The organism is Streptomyces sp. NPDC039462 (genome assembly GCF_055639375.1).
Genome location: NZ_JBVKAO010000003.1, coordinates 363406 through 379482, shown reverse-complemented (window position 1 = coordinate 379482; position 16077 = coordinate 363406). Strand labels below are relative to the sequence as shown.

At 72.7% G+C, this 16077-nt stretch carries 14 protein-coding genes; 5 read left to right on the top strand and 9 right to left on the bottom strand.

Annotation, left to right across the window (positions count from 1 at the left end; all coding sequences use genetic code 11):
• Nucleotides 1-79 precede the first annotated feature (79 nt).
• Genes ACZ7LU_RS18900 through ACZ7LU_RS18890 form a run of 3 tightly spaced genes read left to right on the top strand, consistent with a single transcriptional unit; the run spans nucleotide 80 to nucleotide 2963 of the window.
• Complete coding sequence (locus ACZ7LU_RS18900) at nucleotides 80-1270, top strand: four-carbon acid sugar kinase family protein (protein ID WP_471917304.1); 1191 nt, start codon at nucleotides 80-82, stop codon at nucleotides 1268-1270.
• Nucleotides 1267-2241, top strand: coding sequence for a 4-hydroxythreonine-4-phosphate dehydrogenase PdxA (gene pdxA / locus ACZ7LU_RS18895; protein ID WP_471917303.1), 975 nt, complete (start codon nucleotides 1267-1269; stop codon nucleotides 2239-2241). Before ACZ7LU_RS18900 ends, pdxA begins: the two co-directional genes overlap by 4 nt.
• Before the next feature lie 41 nt (nucleotides 2242-2282).
• Nucleotides 2283-2963 carry a HisA/HisF-related TIM barrel protein gene (locus ACZ7LU_RS18890; protein WP_471917302.1) on the top strand — a complete coding sequence of 227 codons (681 nt, stop codon included), beginning with the start codon at nucleotides 2283-2285 and terminating at the stop codon, nucleotides 2961-2963.
• Between the two features lie 46 nt (nucleotides 2964-3009).
• Here ACZ7LU_RS18890 and ACZ7LU_RS18885 read toward each other — a convergent pair whose 3' ends face one another.
• On the bottom strand, nucleotides 3010-3963 hold the full coding sequence (locus ACZ7LU_RS18885; protein ID WP_471917301.1) for a DUF5829 family protein: 954 nt from the start codon (nucleotides 3961-3963) through the stop codon (nucleotides 3010-3012).
• 281 nt (nucleotides 3964-4244) lie between these two features.
• On the opposite strand from ACZ7LU_RS18885, the gene ACZ7LU_RS18880 reads away from it, so the two are divergent.
• Nucleotides 4245-4973 (top strand): hypothetical protein, encoded by a 729-nt coding sequence (locus ACZ7LU_RS18880; protein WP_471917300.1) that lies wholly within the window; start codon nucleotides 4245-4247, stop codon nucleotides 4971-4973.
• A gap of 12 nt (nucleotides 4974-4985) precedes the next feature.
• On the opposite strand, the gene ACZ7LU_RS18875 is transcribed toward ACZ7LU_RS18880, so the two are convergent.
• The 7 genes from ACZ7LU_RS18875 to ACZ7LU_RS18845 form a co-directional block, all read right to left on the bottom strand.
• On the bottom strand, nucleotides 4986-6647 hold the full coding sequence (locus tag ACZ7LU_RS18875) for an FAD-dependent oxidoreductase (protein ID WP_471917299.1): 1662 nt from the start codon (nucleotides 6645-6647) through the stop codon (nucleotides 4986-4988).
• Nucleotides 6648-6685: 38 nt separating this feature from the next.
• A complete protein-coding gene (locus ACZ7LU_RS18870) occupies nucleotides 6686-7600 on the bottom strand; it encodes an AurF N-oxygenase family protein (RefSeq protein WP_471917298.1) in 915 nt (304 codons plus the stop codon).
• A gap of 144 nt (nucleotides 7601-7744) precedes the next feature.
• Nucleotides 7745-8941: an MFS transporter gene (locus ACZ7LU_RS18865; protein WP_471917297.1), complete on the bottom strand. Its 1197-nt coding sequence runs from the start codon at nucleotides 8939-8941 to the stop codon at nucleotides 7745-7747.
• On the bottom strand, nucleotides 8925-9485 hold the full coding sequence (locus tag ACZ7LU_RS18860) for a GNAT family N-acetyltransferase (RefSeq protein ID WP_471917296.1): 561 nt from the start codon (nucleotides 9483-9485) through the stop codon (nucleotides 8925-8927). The genes ACZ7LU_RS18865 and ACZ7LU_RS18860 overlap by 17 nt, the downstream gene beginning before the upstream one ends.
• Nucleotides 9482-10663 (bottom strand): type III PLP-dependent enzyme, encoded by a 1182-nt coding sequence (locus ACZ7LU_RS18855; protein ID WP_471917761.1) that lies wholly within the window; start codon nucleotides 10661-10663, stop codon nucleotides 9482-9484. The genes ACZ7LU_RS18860 and ACZ7LU_RS18855 overlap by 4 nt, the downstream gene beginning before the upstream one ends.
• 56 nt (nucleotides 10664-10719) lie before the next feature.
• Nucleotides 10720-12039, bottom strand: a complete 1320-nt coding sequence (locus ACZ7LU_RS18850) for a DUF6271 family protein (RefSeq protein WP_471917295.1) — start codon at nucleotides 12037-12039, stop codon at nucleotides 10720-10722.
• Nucleotides 12021-13061 carry a phytanoyl-CoA dioxygenase family protein gene (locus ACZ7LU_RS18845; RefSeq protein WP_471917294.1) on the bottom strand — a complete coding sequence of 347 codons (1041 nt, stop codon included), beginning with the start codon at nucleotides 13059-13061 and terminating at the stop codon, nucleotides 12021-12023. The genes ACZ7LU_RS18850 and ACZ7LU_RS18845 overlap by 19 nt, the downstream gene beginning before the upstream one ends.
• A 338-nt stretch (nucleotides 13062-13399) precedes the next feature.
• Between ACZ7LU_RS18845 and ACZ7LU_RS18840 the strand changes: the two genes are divergently transcribed.
• Nucleotides 13400-14524 carry an NHL repeat-containing protein gene (locus ACZ7LU_RS18840; RefSeq protein WP_471917293.1) on the top strand — a complete coding sequence of 375 codons (1125 nt, stop codon included), beginning with the start codon at nucleotides 13400-13402 and terminating at the stop codon, nucleotides 14522-14524.
• A 46-nt stretch (nucleotides 14525-14570) separates the two neighbouring features.
• On the opposite strand, the gene ACZ7LU_RS18835 is transcribed toward ACZ7LU_RS18840, so the two are convergent.
• Nucleotides 14571-16049: an esterase gene (locus ACZ7LU_RS18835; protein WP_468563109.1), complete on the bottom strand. Its 1479-nt coding sequence runs from the start codon at nucleotides 16047-16049 to the stop codon at nucleotides 14571-14573.
• Nucleotides 16050-16077 lie beyond the last annotated feature (28 nt).

Genomic DNA, 16077 nt, shown 5'->3' with positions numbered 1-16077 from the left:
AGGAATCGTTTGTCCTGTCCTTTCCGGCTGCACGACCATTGATTCCGTCACAGCGAGCCGACCGACGGAGAGGCATGGCATGACATCGCTCGACGGGCCCGGGCCACGCGTCACCGTCCTTGCGGACGACCTCACCAGTGCCGGGGACGGCGCGGCGCCCTTCCGCCGCACGGGCCACGCCGCACGGATCCTGTTCTCCGCTCCCGCGGCGCCCGTCCCGGCCCCCGGGGTGACCGCGATCGACCTCGGCAGCCGTCTCCTGGACGAGGCGGCCGCCGCCGCGCGCACCCGGCGGGCGGCACACCTGTGCACCGGTTCTCAACTCCTGTTCAAGACGGTGGATTCCACGCTGCGCGGGCATGTCGGGGCGGAGGTCAGGGCCGCGTGGGAGGGGTCGCGGCGACGGGCCGTGGTGATCGCGCCCGCCTTTCCCGCGGAGGGCAGGGTGACGGTGGACGGCGTGCAGTACGTGCGGGGTGTGCCGGTCCATGAGAGCGCGTACGCCCGCGACCCGGTGCACCCGGTGCGGTGCGCGGACCTGACGACGCTCTTCCCCGAGGCGGCTCCGGTCGGGGCGGACGAGGCGGCCGCGCTGCCCGGGCTGATCGGTGACGGCCGGCTGATCGTCTGTTCCGCCCGGCAGGACGGTGACCTGGACCGGATCGTGGCGGCGGTGCCGCGCCTCGACGACGTGCTGTGGGTCGGCTCGCCCGGCCTCGCGGCGGCGCTGGCCCGACGGTGCGCGACCACCGGTGGCGCGGGCGCCGCACCGCCCCCTCCGGCGCGGCGCCCGCTCGTCGCCGTCGGCAGCGTCAGCCCCGCGACGCGACGGCAGTTGGCGGTGCTGCGCGGCCGGGACGAGGTGCGGGGCGTCACCGTGGGCGGTGACGCGGCCGCCGCGGCGGAGGCCCTGCGGAAGCTGACGGCGCCCGTCCTCACCCTCCAGACGCCCGACGTGCGGCACACTCCGGTGGCGGCACGGGCACTGGCCCGCTCGCTGGCCGCGGCCGTCCGCATCCTGACCGAGCAGGGCCTGGTGGACGCCCTCGTCGTCACCGGCGGGGAGACCGCCGTGACCGTACTCGAAGCTCTCGATGTCACCGGGCTCGACCTGACCGACGAGCCCGAACCCGGCGTCGCCCGCGGCACCCCGTTCGGCAGACCGTCCCTGCCCGTGCTCGTCAAGGCGGGCGGCTTCGGCGACGACGACCTGCTCGTGCGCCTGTGCCACCTCGTCCGGCACCCCTCGACCGAGGAGACCCCCGCATGATCCCGCTCGCGCTCAGCATGGGTGACCCCTGCGGCATCGGCCCCGAGATCACCCTGAAGGCGTGCGCCGACCCCCGGCGCACCGTGCCCGTCGTCGTCATCGGCGACCCGGGCGTCCTCACCCGCGCCGACCGGTTCGCCGGCACGGGGCTCGCGGTCCGCCCGGTCGCCTCGATCGCCCAGGCCGAGTACGCGCCCGGCACGGTGGACGTGCTCGCCGAGACCGACCTCCCCGACGGCCTACCGTGGGGCGCGCTCGACGCACGCGCGGGCAGCGCGTCCTACCAGTACGTGCGCCGCGGAGCACGGCTCGCCATGGACGGTCACGTACGCGCCCTGGTGACCGCTCCGATCAACAAGGAGGCGCTGCGCCTGGGCGGGGTGCCCCATCCCGGGCACACCGAGATCCTGGCCGACCTGTCCGGCACCACCGACTACGCGATGATGATGGCCAACGAGGAGCTGCGGGTGGTCCTTGTGACCGTTCACGAGCCCCTGCGCACCGCGATCGACGCGATCGACACCGAGCGCGAACTCGCCGTCATCCGGCTCACCCACCGCGCGCTGGAGGGGAGCGGTCCGGCCGCTCCGCGCATCGCGGTCGCGGGCCTCAATCCGCACGCGGGCGAGAACGGGCTGTTCGGCCGCGAGGACACGGACATCATCGCCCCGGCGGTCCGGGCCGCCCGGAGCGAGGGCATCCGGGCCAGCGGTCCGTGGCCCGCCGACACCGTCTTCATGCGGGCCCGCGCCGGGGAGTTCGACGCGGTGGTCGCGCAGTACCACGACCAGGGCCTCATCCCCGTCAAATACCTCGGGCTCGAACACGGCGTGAACATCACGCTCGGCCTGCCGTTCGTCCGCACCAGCGTGGACCACGGCACGGCCTTCGACATCGCCGGCCGCGGCCGGGCCGACCACACCAGCCTGCTCACCGCGCTGCACCACGCCGACCGGCTCTCCGCGCGCTGATTCCCGGTCCCCACATCCGCCCTCAAGACCGCAGGAGCACCGTGGACTTCATCTTCATGCTCACTCGCGACGACCGCACCGTCACCGACTGCCTCGACGTCGTCGACGCCGTCAGGGGCCTCGGCATCACCCACATCGGGTTCAAGGACATCGGCGTCGACCGCGACACACTCACCCGACTGCACGCCGCACTCAGGGAGTTCGGGGCCACCACCTGCCTGGAGGTCGTCAGCACCGACCGCGACCAGGCCCTCGCCTCGGCACGAACCGCCGTCGAACTCGGCGTCGACCTCCTCATGGGCGGCACCTGGATCGAGGAGACCCTCCGCATCCTGCGCGGCACGTCCACCGCCTACCTGCCCTTCGCCGGGGAGCCCTTCGGCCACCCCACCCGTCTCGCCGGAACCCCGGCCCGCATCGCCGAGGACTGCCGACGGGCCGAGGCCGCGGGCTGCGCGGGCGTCGACCTCCTCGCGTACCGCGCCACCGAAGCCGACCCCCTGGACCTCGTCCGTGCCGCCCGCGCCGCGACCACCGGACGGCTGGTCGTCGCCGGTTCCATCACCGGCGCCGACCGGATCCGGGAGCTCGCCGCGGCGGGGGCCGACGCGTTCACGATCGGTTCGGCCGCCTTCGACGGTTCCCTGCGGCCCCGCGCGGGCACCCTCGCGGCGCAGCTCGGTGCGGTGCTCGACGTCGTACGGGAGCCGGGCCTCTCCTGATACCGAGCGGCCCGTCCTCGTACTCGTGCGGTGACAGGCGGCGTCGCTACCGGGCGCCGTCGAACGTCCACACGGCTTCGGCACCCGGTCCGACCGTGAGCGTCGACCGGCCGATCCGCTCCTCGTGGCGCTGTGTGGCGGGGTGGTTGAGCGAGAAGCGGACCTCCCGCAGGCCCGCCTCCGCGCGGCTCGTCGCGTCGAGCCGGATCGTGGTGCCGCCCCGCAGGGCGACGGCGCCGCCACCGGGCAGCGGACGGACGACGAACCCGCCGGCCCGCAGCAACGGCACCGTGCTCGCGATGTCGCGCGGGGTGGCCGCGAGGCGCAGGGACGTCACGTCCCGCATGCGGTGCTTGCGGTAGTCGTCGTTCAGATAGCGCTCGCGGCCGACGTCGCCCGGGTGGTCGGGCGGCTCGGTCTTGCTGCGCGGGTCGGCGAAGTACTCCGGCCGGTACTCCATCGCCCAGGTGCCGAAGGAGTCGTACTGGTCGGCCTCGATGACGAAGAAGCCGTCGAACCACGGCACGGGGACGCCGTCCCCGAAGTCACGCGTCTGCAGGAAGTCGGCCGGGGTGATGCCCTGCTTCCGCACCCGTTCCCGCACCGTCGCCAGGTCGCCCGCGCGCTCGACCGAGACGGCCATGCCGGCCGCGCCGAACTCGCCGTCCTTGCCGGGCAGGTCACCGACCCCGAACAGTTCGAGGTAGGTCTCGCGGCCCAGGAGGTAGCGGCCGGTCCAGGTCTGTCCGCCGGAGCCGGTCGTGGTGCGGACCTGGAAGTTCGCGAACTCCCGCAGATAGGCGGAGTGCTCGATGGCGTCGGCGGTCTCCCGGTCCACGACTCCGTAGGCGTGGTTGTAGAAGAGCAGTTGCCGGCCGTGCGAGGGCTTGTCCTCGCCGGGCGGCGCCGCCCACGCGCTCCCCTCGGCCGACCAGACGAGAACGGCGGCGAGCGCCACGACAAGGGCCATGAACATCCGCGACTTCCGGCGCAGCAGCATGCGGACGATCGTAGGGGGAGCGGGACGAGTCGGACAGCGGTAGCGCGCCGCGATTTCACTCGCGCCCCTCCCGTGGGGTATAGTCGATCATGTGCTCGCCGCCGAACAGACGGTGCCGGGCCCGGCGTTGGTGGTCCAAGGAAAGGCGCCCCACTTCCTGTGGGGAGATGCAGGTGCAAGGCCTGCCCAGCGCTCGCGAGAGAAGGCCCCGGCCTCCGGTGACGGAGACCGGGGCCTTCTGCCGTTCCGCTCTGTTGTCGGTCGCAGGCGACACTGATGGCATGTTCTCCGACCGGCTTACGCCCCCGACCGGCTACGGACGTCTCCGCGTCGAGCGGCACGACCTCGCACCCGCCCGCTGGCTGGAGCGACGCCCCCTCGGCTCGTCCGCGTTCGGCACGGTCGCGGCGGTGTGCGCCCCCGGCTTCGAGGCGTACGCGCGGATCCTGCATCCGGCGCGGCTCGGCGCGGCGCCGGTGCGGTGGGACCGGGCCGCCGCCGCGTACGGCGCGACGGTCGACGCGGCGACGCGCTGGCACGAGCTGATCGGCGCCGACGACCGTCTCCTGTACCGCAACGACGACACCCCGGCCGTCCCTGGCGTCTGGGACGAGCACCCGCACGAGGGCCCGCCCCCCGCCGACGTGGCCCGCGCCCTGATCCCCGTCCTGGCCCTGCACACCCGCACCCCCGACCGCTGCTGGTACGGGCTGTGGGCCGGGTACGGGCACGTCGAATGGGGTGACGTGCCCGTCTTTCACACGCCTGGCCGTGAGGAGGTCCTGCTCGCCGGCCCCCTCGACGACGCCGACTCCCCCGCGCCCGGCACCCATGAAGGCGTGCCTGACCTGCCCGACCTGTGGTGGCCCGAGGACCGGGCCTGGTGCGTGGGCGGGGACGTCGGTCTGGTGAGCACGTACGTCGGCGGCTCGGCGGAGTGCGTCGCGGACATCCTCGCGACCGCGGGCCTGGAGGCGTACGCGGTCGGCGAGACGTCGGCGGTGGACTGAGCGGCGCGGCGCTCAGCGCAGCAGGCCCGCGCGGGCCGACCGTGCCGTGGCGACGAGTTCGGCGACCGTGGCCAGCTTGACCCGGGGGCGGCCGGCGGTGCGGCCGCGCGTGATCTCGGCCCGTTCGATGGCGGCCAGCCCCCGCGCGTCGACCACCTGACGGTTGCGGCGGCGGGCCAGCCGGTGGAAGGCCCTGGGGGTGTGCCGCGGGGTGGGCAGGGTGCCCGCGACCGCGTCGGCCAGGAGCGTGGAGACCGTCTCGGCGGCGCAGGTGCGGTTGGCGCCGATGCCGCCGGTGGGGCCGCGTTTGATCCAGCCCACGACGTAGGTGCCCGGCCGTCCGTCGACCCGGCCGCCCTCGTGGGGCACCGTGCCGTCGGTCTCGTCGAAGGGGAGCCCGGCGACGGGGACACCGCGGTAGCCGATGGCCCGCAGGAGCAGGCCCGCCGGTATGGTGCGCTCCCCCGCTTCGGCGGCGACGCGCACGGCGTCGACCCGGTCCGTGCCCAGCACTTCGACGGGTTCGCAGTGGAAGCGCAGCACGGTCCTGCGGCCCGGCGCCGGGGGCCGCTCCCAGTCCTGCCGCGCGCGCGTGACGTCCCGCAGGACCGCCGCCTTGTCCTTCTCGCCCGCGGTGTCCACGGCGGCCGCGATGCGCGGGTCGTGGTCGTCGACGACCAGGTCCACGCCCGGCAGGTGCTTGAGGGCGAGCAGTTCGGACCTGGTGTACGCGGCGTCCTCGGGGCCGCGCCGGGCGAGCAGGACCACTTCGCGCACCTTGCTGTCGCGCAGGGCCCGCAGCGCGTGGTCGGCGATGTCGGTGCGGGCGAGGGTGTCGGGGTCGGCGAGCAGGATCCGCGCCACGTCCAGGGCCACGTTGCCGTTGCCGACGACGATCACGCGCTCCGCCGACAGGTCGATGCCGTCCGGCGTGGCGTCCGGGTAGGCGTTGTACCAGGCGACGAACGCCCTCGCGGAGAGGCTGCCGGGCAGTTCCTCGCCGGGGACCGCGAGGCGCCGGTCGGCCGAGGCGCCCACGGCGTAGATGACCGCGTCGTGGTGGTCGGCGACCTCCTCCGGAGTGACGTCGGTGCCGACGTCGAGGCCCAGGTGCATCCGGACCCTCGGGTGCGTGTGGAAGCGCGCGAAGGTGTCGCCGACCTTCTTGGTGGCGGGGTGGTCCGGTGCCACGCCGTGGCGCACGAGGCCGCCGGCCACCGGCAGCCGGTCGATCAGGGTGATCTCGGCGCTGGTGTGGAGCAGCAGGTCCTGCACGGCGTACATTCCGGCGGGGCCGGTGCCGACGACGGCGATCTTCAGCGGGGCGAAGTCCGCGGGCAGGACGCGCGGGAAGGACGGCTCGCCCCAGGTGTGGAAGTTGGGCCCGTCGGGAGCGGGTTCGGTCCTTCCGCTCTCCCGGTCGTCCTCGTAGTAGGCCGCGTTGATCGCGGCGTACTCCTGCTGTGCGGCGGGCAGGCTGTCCACCGGGAAGATCGCGTCGACGGGGCACGCGTCGGCGCAGGCGCCGCAGGCTATGCATGTCTTCGGGTCGATGTGCAGCATCTCGGTGCTGCCGAACGCCCGCTCCTCCGGCGTGGGGTGGATGCAGTTGACCGGGCAGACGGCGACGCAGGTGGCGTCGCTGCAGCAGGTCTGGGTGATCGCGTAGGTCATGTTCGTCGGCTCGCTCGGCTCAGGTGGGTCGGGTCGGCTCAGATGAGGTGGGCGCGCTTGTAGAACACCAGGGCCGGCTTGGTGAGCAGGCCGCAGGAGGCCAGGAACTCCATGAGGCCCGAACAGCTGGAGCGCATCATGGACTTGTGGTGTTCGTTGGCCTTCGCCTCGGCGATCGCCCGCTCCTCGTCGAGCCCGGCGTTGGCGTACACCTCGCGGTTCACCATGCTGGTGACGATGACGTACGACGCGATGGCCACCACCAGGGCGTTGAACTCCCGGCGCATCCGGCCGGCGCCCGCGAGCCGCTTGCGGGTCTGGTCGCGGGCGAACTTCATGTGCCGCGACTCCTCGACGACGTGGATGTTGTTGATGGTGCGGACGAACGGCACGACCCGCTCGTCCCGCATCCAGTCGCGCTGCATGACGTCGAGGACCTCTTCGGCCACGAGGATCGCGGCGTACGCGGCCTCGCCGAAGGCGACCGACTTGAAGACCCTGCCGAGTTCGGTGGCCCAGCGGCGCGGCCGGTAGGCGGGGGCACCGAGCTTCTCGGCGCCGCGGGCGAACATGATGGAGTGGCGGCACTCCTCGGCGATCTCCGTGAGCGCCCACTGGACCTCGGTGCTCGTCGGGTCCTTGGCGTAGACGTCGCGCAGCACCATCTGCTGCAGGATCATCTCGAACCAGATGCCCGTGCTGGCCACCGAGGCGGCCTCCTGCCGGGTCAGCTCCTTGCGCTGCTCCTCGGTCATCTCCCGCCAGTAGGCGGTGCCGTAGAGCGTACTCCACTCCGGGCTCGCGCCGTGGCAGTTCCGGTCCAGCGGCGTCTCCCAGTCGACCTCCTCGGCCGGGTCGTACGCCAGCACGGCGGCCGAGTCCAGCAGCCGCCGGGCGACATCGCCCTCCGGGGAGTGGTCCTGTGTGCTCGGCCGAACAGTGCTGCTTGCCATGCTGCGGCTCCTTGACTCGGACGTCCGGGCAGTGGGCGCGGCGCCTCGTCGCACGGCAGGCCGCGACCCCCTTGTTAGACGGAATGTATAACAAGGGGGTCGGGTGCGCCTACCCTCGAGTAAGCACGAAATGGAACCGGACGGTCAGCCGCTCGTCGCGGGCCAGCGGATGCGCGTACTGCACGCGGACACGACCAGCGCGGACGCGGCGACGGCGGCGAAACCCCACACGAGACTGCTGGCGTTCGCGATGAATCCGATGAGCGGCGGCCCGGCAAGCAGACCCGTCGTGCCCATCGCGGCGACCAGCGTCAGCGCGTCCGACCCCTGCCCCGCCGCGGCCACATAGACGCACGGGGTGACGGCCGCGATGCCGAGGCCGACACAGGCGAAGCCCAGCAGGGCGGGCACCAGGCCGCCGCTGAGCAGCGCGAGCGCGAGCCCGGCGCCGGCCAGCACGCTGCCGGTCAGGACGATGCGGCCGTCACCCCAGCGGCTGCGCCAGCCGTCGGCGAAGAGGCGGGCGACGACCATCATTCCGGAGACGACGGCGATGCCGAGGGGGGCCAGTTCGGCGGAGGCCTCGGCGACGTCCTCCAGATAGAGGGCCGACCAGTCGTTCATGGCGCCCTCGGTCACGGTGCCGAACGCCATGGCGACGCACATCCACAGCGTCACCCGGGACGGCACGGTCCACTTGCCCTTCTTTTTTGCGGTCTCCTTCTCGGTCCCCTTCTCCGTCTCCTCCCTCACTTCCTCCTTGGCGGCCGACCGGCCGTCCGACAGGAGCCCGGTCCGCGCCAGGGCAAGCAGCAGGAGCAGGAGCAGCGCGGCCGCTCCGAAGTGCACGGCGACCGTCGAGGTCACCGCGTTCATGCCGGAGGCGAGCAGCGCGGCGAGCAGCGAACCGCCGCTGAACGTCGCGTGCAGCCGGGCCATGGCGTTGCGCTCGTACCGGTTCTCCAGCTCGGCGCCCTGGGCGTTCATGGCGACGTTGAGGCAGCCGACGAGGACACCGTCGACGCACATGACGAGCAGGGCGACGGGGTAGTTGGGCGCCGCGGCCAGGGCGAGGAGCAGCAGGGCGAGGCAGAGCGCGGACAGGAGCGCGAGGCGCCGCGAGCCGAGGCGCCGCATCAGGACGGCCACGATCGGGAACGACACGGCGGCGCCGATGCCGGCGGCCATCAGGAGCACGCCGACCTCCGCCGCGGTCAGGTCGAGGTCCGCCTTGATGGCGGGGATCCGCGCCGCCCATGTCGCGTACTGGAAGCCGAGCGAGCAGAACAGCGCCGCGATCGCCAACTGGCCTCGGTGGAAAGGATCACGCACGCGGAGCACCCGCCTCAGCCCACATTTCTGTTTCTTCCGGTGCCGGTACGCCGACCGGCACCGCCTTGGACATGTACACAGCTGTCGGGCCGTAGCCGGCCGGGGGCGGGCCCCCTCGGCGGGCGGTGAAGCCGCGGCCCGCCCAGAACGTCTCGCTGCCGCCGACGGCGACCAGGGAGATCTGCTCGTACCCGTGCGAGCGGGCCGTCGCGGTGAGGTGCCGCAGGAGGTGCCGGGCCAGTCCCCGGTGGCGCAGGTGCTCCGCGACGACGATGTCGTGCAGGTGCAGGTTCCGCGAGCGGAGCGTCGTCGTCCGCTCGGTCCCGCGCAGCTCGGGGTAGGCGGACTCCGGGTAGGGCAGGGCCAGCAGGTAGCCCGCGAGGCGCCGTTCCAGGTCCAGCGCGAAGCACGTTTCCGGCGACGCCCGCATCCGGGACTCCAGGGCGGCGCGGCCCTCCGACAGGCCGAGGGGTTCGTAGGCGCGGGACTCCAGCGCCACGATGCCGTCCCAGTCTCCGTCGGCGATGCGGCGTACCCGTATCTCGTCGGTCATGCGGCCTCGCCGTCGATCCAGGTGTACGGGAGCGGGCTGAAGCCGTTGAAGCCCTGCGTCATGTAGCTGGTGGCGTACGCGCCGCAGGAGAGCACCCAGACCGGGTCGCCGGAGGCGAGCTCCCTGGGCACCGGGACGAGGCCGTCCTCGTGGGAGTAGGCGTCGTCGCTGTCGCAGGTGGGGCCCGCGATCACGGCGGGGACGGACTCGGCGTCGCGATGCGTGGGGAAGACCATGCGGTACTGCAACTGGTCCATTTCGTAGAGGCCGTTGAACTTGCCGCAGCTCAGGTACAGCCAGTACTGGCGCTCTCCGTCGGGCGTGCGGCGCGCGGAGAGCCGGGAGACGTGGGCGCGGATGGCGCCGTGGTCGGCGGTGAGGTAGCGCCCCGGTTCGATGACGAAGCCGAGCCGGTGGCCGGGTATCGCGGCCAGGCGTGCCATTCCCTCACGGATGACGGCGAAGATCTTGTCCAGCGGCGGGTCGAGGGGCCTGCCGTGCTTGTCGCGGTACCCGAGCGCGGGCAGCCCGCCGCCGAGGTTGACGTGGTCCAGGGAGATCCCGCGCCCGGCGAGGGCCGCGAGCACGTCGGCGATGCGGTCGAAGGCGCCGTGCCAGGCGTCGGCCGTCATCTGCTGCGAGCCGACGTGCACGGACAGGCCGGCGGGCGTGAGACCAAGGTCGCGCGCCGTGGCGAGGATGGTGAGGGCGTCTTCGGGCGAGCAGCCGTACTTGTTGCTGAGCCCCCAGAGCGCGCCTTCACCGGTGGTGGCGAGCCGGCAGAACACCCGGCTGCCCGGGGCGTGTTCGGCGATCGCCCGCACGTCCTCCAGGCTGTCGGTCGCGAAGGCCCTGATGCCCAGCCGGAACGCGTCGACGATGTTCCGGTCGGATTTGATGGTGTTGCCGTAGTGCATCCTGCCGATCGGCACGCCCGCCGCCAGCGCCTGCTCCACCTCCTTGGGTCCGGCCGCGTCGACTCCGGAGCCGCGCCGCGCCAGCCGGGCGAGGACCTCGTCCACCGGGCAGGCCTTCATCGCGAAGCGGACGGCCACGCCCGGCAGTTCGCGGCACAGGGTGTCGTAGCGTTCCTCGATGCCGGGAAGATCGAAGACGATCTGGTCCTCGGCGGCGGCCGCGAGGGCGTCGAGGAGCGGGCCGCTGTCGTGCCCCGGCACCGCGCCGAACGCCTCCCGGGTCGGGTACGTCGTCGTCGGGTATGTCGTCGTCGCGCTCACGCCGGGTGTCCCGCCGTCAGGAGCGGCCCGGTGGCCTTGCTCGCGCGCACGAGGGCTTCCCAGGCCTCGGTCAGCAGGGCGAAGTCCTCGATGTCGCTTCGCGCCTCGTCGAGGAAGCGTTCGCGGCGCGTGGCCAGGTGGTCGGCGAACTCCGCGTACCTGCCGCCGAGTCTGCGGTAGGCGGCGTCCAGGCGGTCGAGCCGCCGGACGTTCCCGGCCTGGTCGAGCCCGGTGCTCTCCCGGGCGAACCCGGCGACGACGGAGGCGCTGACGTGTCCGCGGTCGTCGAGCAGCCCGTCGCCGGCCGCGGCCATCCGGTCGTAGATGTGGTTGAAGTAGAGCATCGACAGGAAGAACTTGGCGAAGCGCGTCTGGTACGCGAGGAAGCCGGCGTCGGTCCTGCGTTCCGCGGTGTAGTAGTTGACGATGTTGCGGTTGTGCAGGACGCCGGGGAGGGCGGCGTCGTGGACCAGGTGGATGAGGAAGTAGTCGCTGCCGATGGTGTCGGTGGCGGGCGGCAGCGGCACGCGCTCGTGCACGTCGTGGAAGCTGATGTTGCACATGTCGACGCGCATCGGGTCGACCAGGGTGAGCAGCGCGTGGTCGCGCTCGAACGAGGCGGTTCCCGCGCCCCGGAAGGAGTCGTCGACCAGGTCCCGCTTCTCGGCCTCGGTCCAGTGGTCGGGCGCCCAGAGGCTGACCACGTCGTAGTACACCTCGGGGTCGAGGCGGTGGATCTCGCCGATGTCGACGGAGAGTTCCCCCACGAAGGAGCTGCCGACCATGGCCACCCGCCGCTCGGCGTGGCGGGGTTCGAGAGCGCTCTCGGTGACGCCGTGCGCCGCCTCCTTCGCGGGCCTGCCCAGCGACATGAGCTCGTGGTGGACGGGGAAGACGGGCTCGCCGTCGACGGTCTGGTAGCGGCTGTCGGAGTCCCTGCGGTGGACGGACTCGCAGCCCAGCGCGGCGGCGATGAGGAAGGCGCGGTTGGTGCAGGCGCCGTAGGAGAGTCGGTCCGGGAGCATGAGGTCGAGGACCAGCTCCGGCTTGGCGACGTCGGCCTTGTCGATCACCCGGCGCAGGAAGTCGCGCTGGGCCGGCTCGTCCAGGTGGTGCACGACGACGCGCGGCACGTCGGGCAGTGCGCGCACGGCCCGGGTGTGTTCGGCGAAGGTGGCCGGGTCGGAGGAGTCCAGGATCAGCAGGTGCGCCTCGACGTCGAAGTGCGCGACCGCGTAGGCCGCTTCCTCGCCGATCGCCGCGATGGTCTGCGGGCAGGCCCGGTTGGTGGGGAGCGTCAGGCAGATTCGGCGCATGCTGCTTCCCCGTTCCAGGACTTGAGGCCGAGCAGCTTGGCGCCCAGGTCGTTGAGTGCGGCGGTGCCGTACCGCAGCGACTCGTGCTTGTGGGCGTCGCCGAGGAGCGTGGCGTTCCAGTCCGGTGTGGAGAGGTTGCTCCAGGAGTCGACGCGGGAGCGGCGGAGCTCGTCGTGGGTCTCCAGGGCGGGCATCATCGAGAGGTACTGGACCGCCCGGACGCCGTCCTTGGAGGTGTTGGGGGCCACGCCGTGGGCCAGCAGGCCGTTCCAGATCAGCAGGTCGCCGGCTTCGAGCTCCGGTCGTACGACGGGCATCTCGTCGCGGTCGATCGCGGGGCGTATGGGGTCGCGGTCGTCGGGCTGGAGGGCCTTCCACCGGTCGAACTGCCGGAACAGCTCGGGGCAGCACTGGAAGCCGCCGTGGTCCTCACGGGTGTCGTCCAGGGCGATGATGCCCTGCACGCGCTGGGGCAGCACGCCGAGGGTGGTGTCGACGTCCCAGTGGAGGTTGATGTCGAAGCCGCGTTCGGTGGGCGCGATGAGGGAGCGGGAGCGGTTCTTGATGTTGGGCGGGTTGAGGTTGAGCCGGTCCAGGGTCACCCAGAGCTCTTCGCAGTCCCATACGTCGACGAACGCGTCGTAGACCCGCCGGGTCTGTCGGCTGTCCCAGATGAGCTGGTGGTGGTAGGCCTCGACGAAGCCGTAGACGTGCAGCTCGCGGTCGAGGTCCGAGCGGAACTCGCGCTCCTCGTACCAGGTCTCCGGGCGGCCGCGGTCAAGGCCCTGGAACTCCCAGGCGAAGTCGAGGAGGTCCTTCGCGGCCTCGGCGGGGATCGCCTGCTTCACGACGACGTAGCCGTACGTCTGCCAGAACGCGAAGTCCTCCTCGGAGAGAACGCGCAGGGGGCGTGTCTTGCGGAGGTCGCGCAACTGGGTCTGCGCCAGGTACGTCTCACCGTCCGAGCTGAAGTACGGGACTTCCGAGGGGGCGCGATGGAGGTAGCGGTCGCTCGCTGGCATGTGGTGCTCCAAGGATCGGTTCTTCCGGCGGCAGGTCTCCACGCCGGACCACCAAAATGGACTAGACCAACTCTCCGTGTCAACAATTGAATTGGGCGCCTTGACCGTCAAAAGAGCGACATTTACCCCCAGTTCACGCGCCCGCCATATGAGGATTCGGCAAAGAACCGGCAGCTCAACTCGGTGCTACTGAGCGGTAGTTGGTCCGGACCAGGACGAAAACACGCGTCCACGCGCATTGACGCCGCACGGCACCCGGTTCAGGGTGTTGCACACCTCAGCGCGCGCCCCGAATCTCACGCACCGTGAACCCCTCCCAGCAGAGGAAGGCTCTTCTCATGCGAAGACGCGTCTTTGTCCGTGGTCTTGCCTGTGGTCTGGCGGCGACCGGCACGGGGGCCGCCCTGTCCGGGCCCCTGGCCGGCACCGCCACCGCCCGCCCCGCGTCGGCCTCCGGCAGCTGGCAGGAGGTCACCGCGCCCGCCGGGCAGCCCGCCGCCACCCTCGTCTCGGTGGCCGCCGCCGGGCCCGGTCTCGCCTGGGCCGTGGGCGCCCAGGGCGTGTACGGCAGGGACGAGGGCACCCCGCTCTCCCTCAGCTGGAACGGCGCCGCCTGGTCACTGGACGACGTGTCCCACCTGGCCTACACGGGCGGCCTGCGTGCCGTCGCCGTGGACCCCGCGGGCGGCGCGGCCTGGGCCGTCGGCACCGACAGCGCGGGCCACGACCAGCTCCTGACCTGGGACGGCACGACCTGGCGCGAGGCCGGCTTCCCCGGGCGTGGCGAGGCGGGGACCCGGCTGACGGACGTCGCGGCCGGACCGGACGGCCGGTTCTGGGTGTCGGGGCGGCACGGCGACCGCGCCGGAGTGCTGCGCGGCGACGGCAGGACCTGGCGCTGGTGCAGGCCGCTGCCGGACCCGGCCGCGCCGACGCCGTACGGGGTCACCGTGGCACCCGGCGGCGACGTGTGGGTGTTCGGCGACATCATCGCCCGCTGGGACGGCACCTGGACGGTCGTGCCGCGCCTGCCCGGCCTGCGCGCGGCGGTGACGGGACTGCTGCCGGTCGCGCACGACGACGTCTGGCTGACCGGCTACGCGTACGGCCCCGGCGGTCCTCCCGGCAAGCCGCCCGGCATCAGGCTGGAGCACTGGGACGGCACGGAGTGGACGAGCCCCGGTGCTCCGTTCGGCGTCGGCCTGCTGAGCGGCATCTCGGGCGACGACCTGGGCCGCCCCGACCTGATCTCCGGCTGGGACTTCTGGGACCAGAAGCGCGCCCACTACCTGCGCTGGAACGGCACGGCCTGGGCGAGCGAACGCGGCCCCGAGACGCCCGGCGCCTACCTGCCGGAGGCCATCGCCCGGATCCCGGGGTCGGGCGGCGGCTACTGGTCGGTGGGCACGACCTCCTTCTCGCCGTTCCCGCCGGCCCAACTCCGCGTGGAGCGCTTCGGCTAGCCGGGAGCCCCGGCGCGCGGCACGTACCGCGCGCCGGGGCCATCGGTCACTCGTCGATCGCCGCGCCGAACGCCGCACCCGTGGCGGGCGCCCCGAGCGAGCCCGCGCCGTACGTCCAGGACCCGGCGCCGGTCACGCCGCCCGATCCCGCGGACAGGACCCACACCACGCCGTCCCCGGCGTTCTCGCCGGGCGCGGCCGCGAGGAGGCCGAAGCGACCGTCACGGTTGGGGTCCGAGAGCCGCACCTGCGCGCCCCACTTGTCGCCCTTCTCGGGCGCGCCGGGGATGTCGGCGGAGTCCTGGTCGAAGGATTTCGCGCCGCTCGCCGTCAGCCCGTTCTCCGAGCCGCGCAGCACCCAGACGGCGCCCGCGTCGGCGACCGTGCCGATGTCCTCGCCCGGCGCGCCGATCGCGACGTCCGCGTAGCCGTCGCCGTTCGTGTCCGCGACGGACAGGTCCGCGCCCCAGCCGTCACCGCGCTCGGCGACACCGGGCACGCCCTCGGCGTCCTGCGTCCACCACTTGGCCTCCTCGCCGAGGCCGTCCGCGGTTCCGTAGCGCACGCCGACCAGGCCGCCGGTCATCGTCTCGCCGCCGTCGTCCGGCGAGTTCGGTTCGCCGGTCACGAGGTCGTCGTAGCCGTCGTTGTTGATGTCGCCGGAGGCCGCCGCAGGACCGCCGCGCAGGTCGTTCTTGTACGTGAGGCCGTCGGCGCCGCCCGCGAACTGCACGGACCAGCCGTGACCGGGTTCGTCCCCCTCGGTGGTGCCTGCGGCGACGAGGTCGGCGTAGCCGTTGTTGTCGTAGTCGCCGGTGGTCAGCGCCTTGGACACGATCGAACTTGCGTCGGCCGACCTGCCGAGCCGCTCGGTGGCCTGCCGGCGCAGCTGCGCCTCTCCCCCGGCCTGCGGCGCGGGTTCGTACACGAAGAGGTCCAGGTTGTCCCGGTCGAGGACGGCGAGGAGGTCGCCGGGCGTGTCCGCGGTGAAGTGCGCCGCGGCGAGACCGAGGCCGAACTGCTGGCCCGCGGCGGCCTGCTCGCTCTGCAGCCAGCTGCTGGCGGATCCGGTGAGTCCCGACTTCGAGCCCCACAGGACGGCGACGCCACCGGCGTCCGTCCCCTCGTCGAGGTCCTCGCCGGGGATGCCGACGATCGCGTCGTCGTAGCCGTCGCCGTCCAGGTCGCCGGTGGCGACGGCCTTGCCGAAGCCGTCGCCGGCCTCGGCGGCGCCGGAGACGCCGGCCGTCGACTGGCTGAACCGGGCGACGTTCGTGGTGCCGATGCCTCTGGTCGAGCCGTACTGGACCGTGACGAGGCCGGCTCCCTTGGCCCCGCTCACCGTGGCGCCCGGGGCGCCGACCAGGACGTCCTCGTATCCGTCGCCGTTGAAGTCGCTGTTGCGGTCGTCGGCGTGGGTACCCCCAGGGGTGCCGGCGAAGGCGGCGGGGGCGGCGGCGATACCGGCCCCGGTCAGCAGAAGGAACGAGGCCGCGGCGAGGGCGGCCGAACGGTTCTTGCGCACGAGCGGCTCCTGTGAAGGAAGGTGGCCG

Coding starts and splice junctions, on each gene's coding strand:
- ACZ7LU_RS18900 (WP_471917304.1), top strand. CDS start 80: ATGACATCGCTCGACGGGCCCGGGCCACGCGTCACCGTCCTTGCGGAC.
- pdxA (WP_471917303.1), top strand. CDS start 1,267: ATGATCCCGCTCGCGCTCAGCATGGGTGACCCCTGCGGCATCGGCCCC.
- ACZ7LU_RS18885 (WP_471917301.1), bottom strand. CDS start 3,963: ATGCTGCTGCGCCGGAAGTCGCGGATGTTCATGGCCCTTGTCGTGGCG.
- ACZ7LU_RS18880 (WP_471917300.1), top strand. CDS start 4,245: ATGTTCTCCGACCGGCTTACGCCCCCGACCGGCTACGGACGTCTCCGC.
- ACZ7LU_RS18875 (WP_471917299.1), bottom strand. CDS start 6,647: ATGACCTACGCGATCACCCAGACCTGCTGCAGCGACGCCACCTGCGTC.
- ACZ7LU_RS18870 (WP_471917298.1), bottom strand. CDS start 7,600: ATGGCAAGCAGCACTGTTCGGCCGAGCACACAGGACCACTCCCCGGAG.
- ACZ7LU_RS18860 (WP_471917296.1), bottom strand. CDS start 9,485: ATGACCGACGAGATACGGGTACGCCGCATCGCCGACGGAGACTGGGAC.
- ACZ7LU_RS18850 (WP_471917295.1), bottom strand. CDS start 12,039: ATGCGCCGAATCTGCCTGACGCTCCCCACCAACCGGGCCTGCCCGCAG.
- ACZ7LU_RS18845 (WP_471917294.1), bottom strand. CDS start 13,061: ATGCCAGCGAGCGACCGCTACCTCCATCGCGCCCCCTCGGAAGTCCCG.
- ACZ7LU_RS18840 (WP_471917293.1), top strand. CDS start 13,400: ATGCGAAGACGCGTCTTTGTCCGTGGTCTTGCCTGTGGTCTGGCGGCG.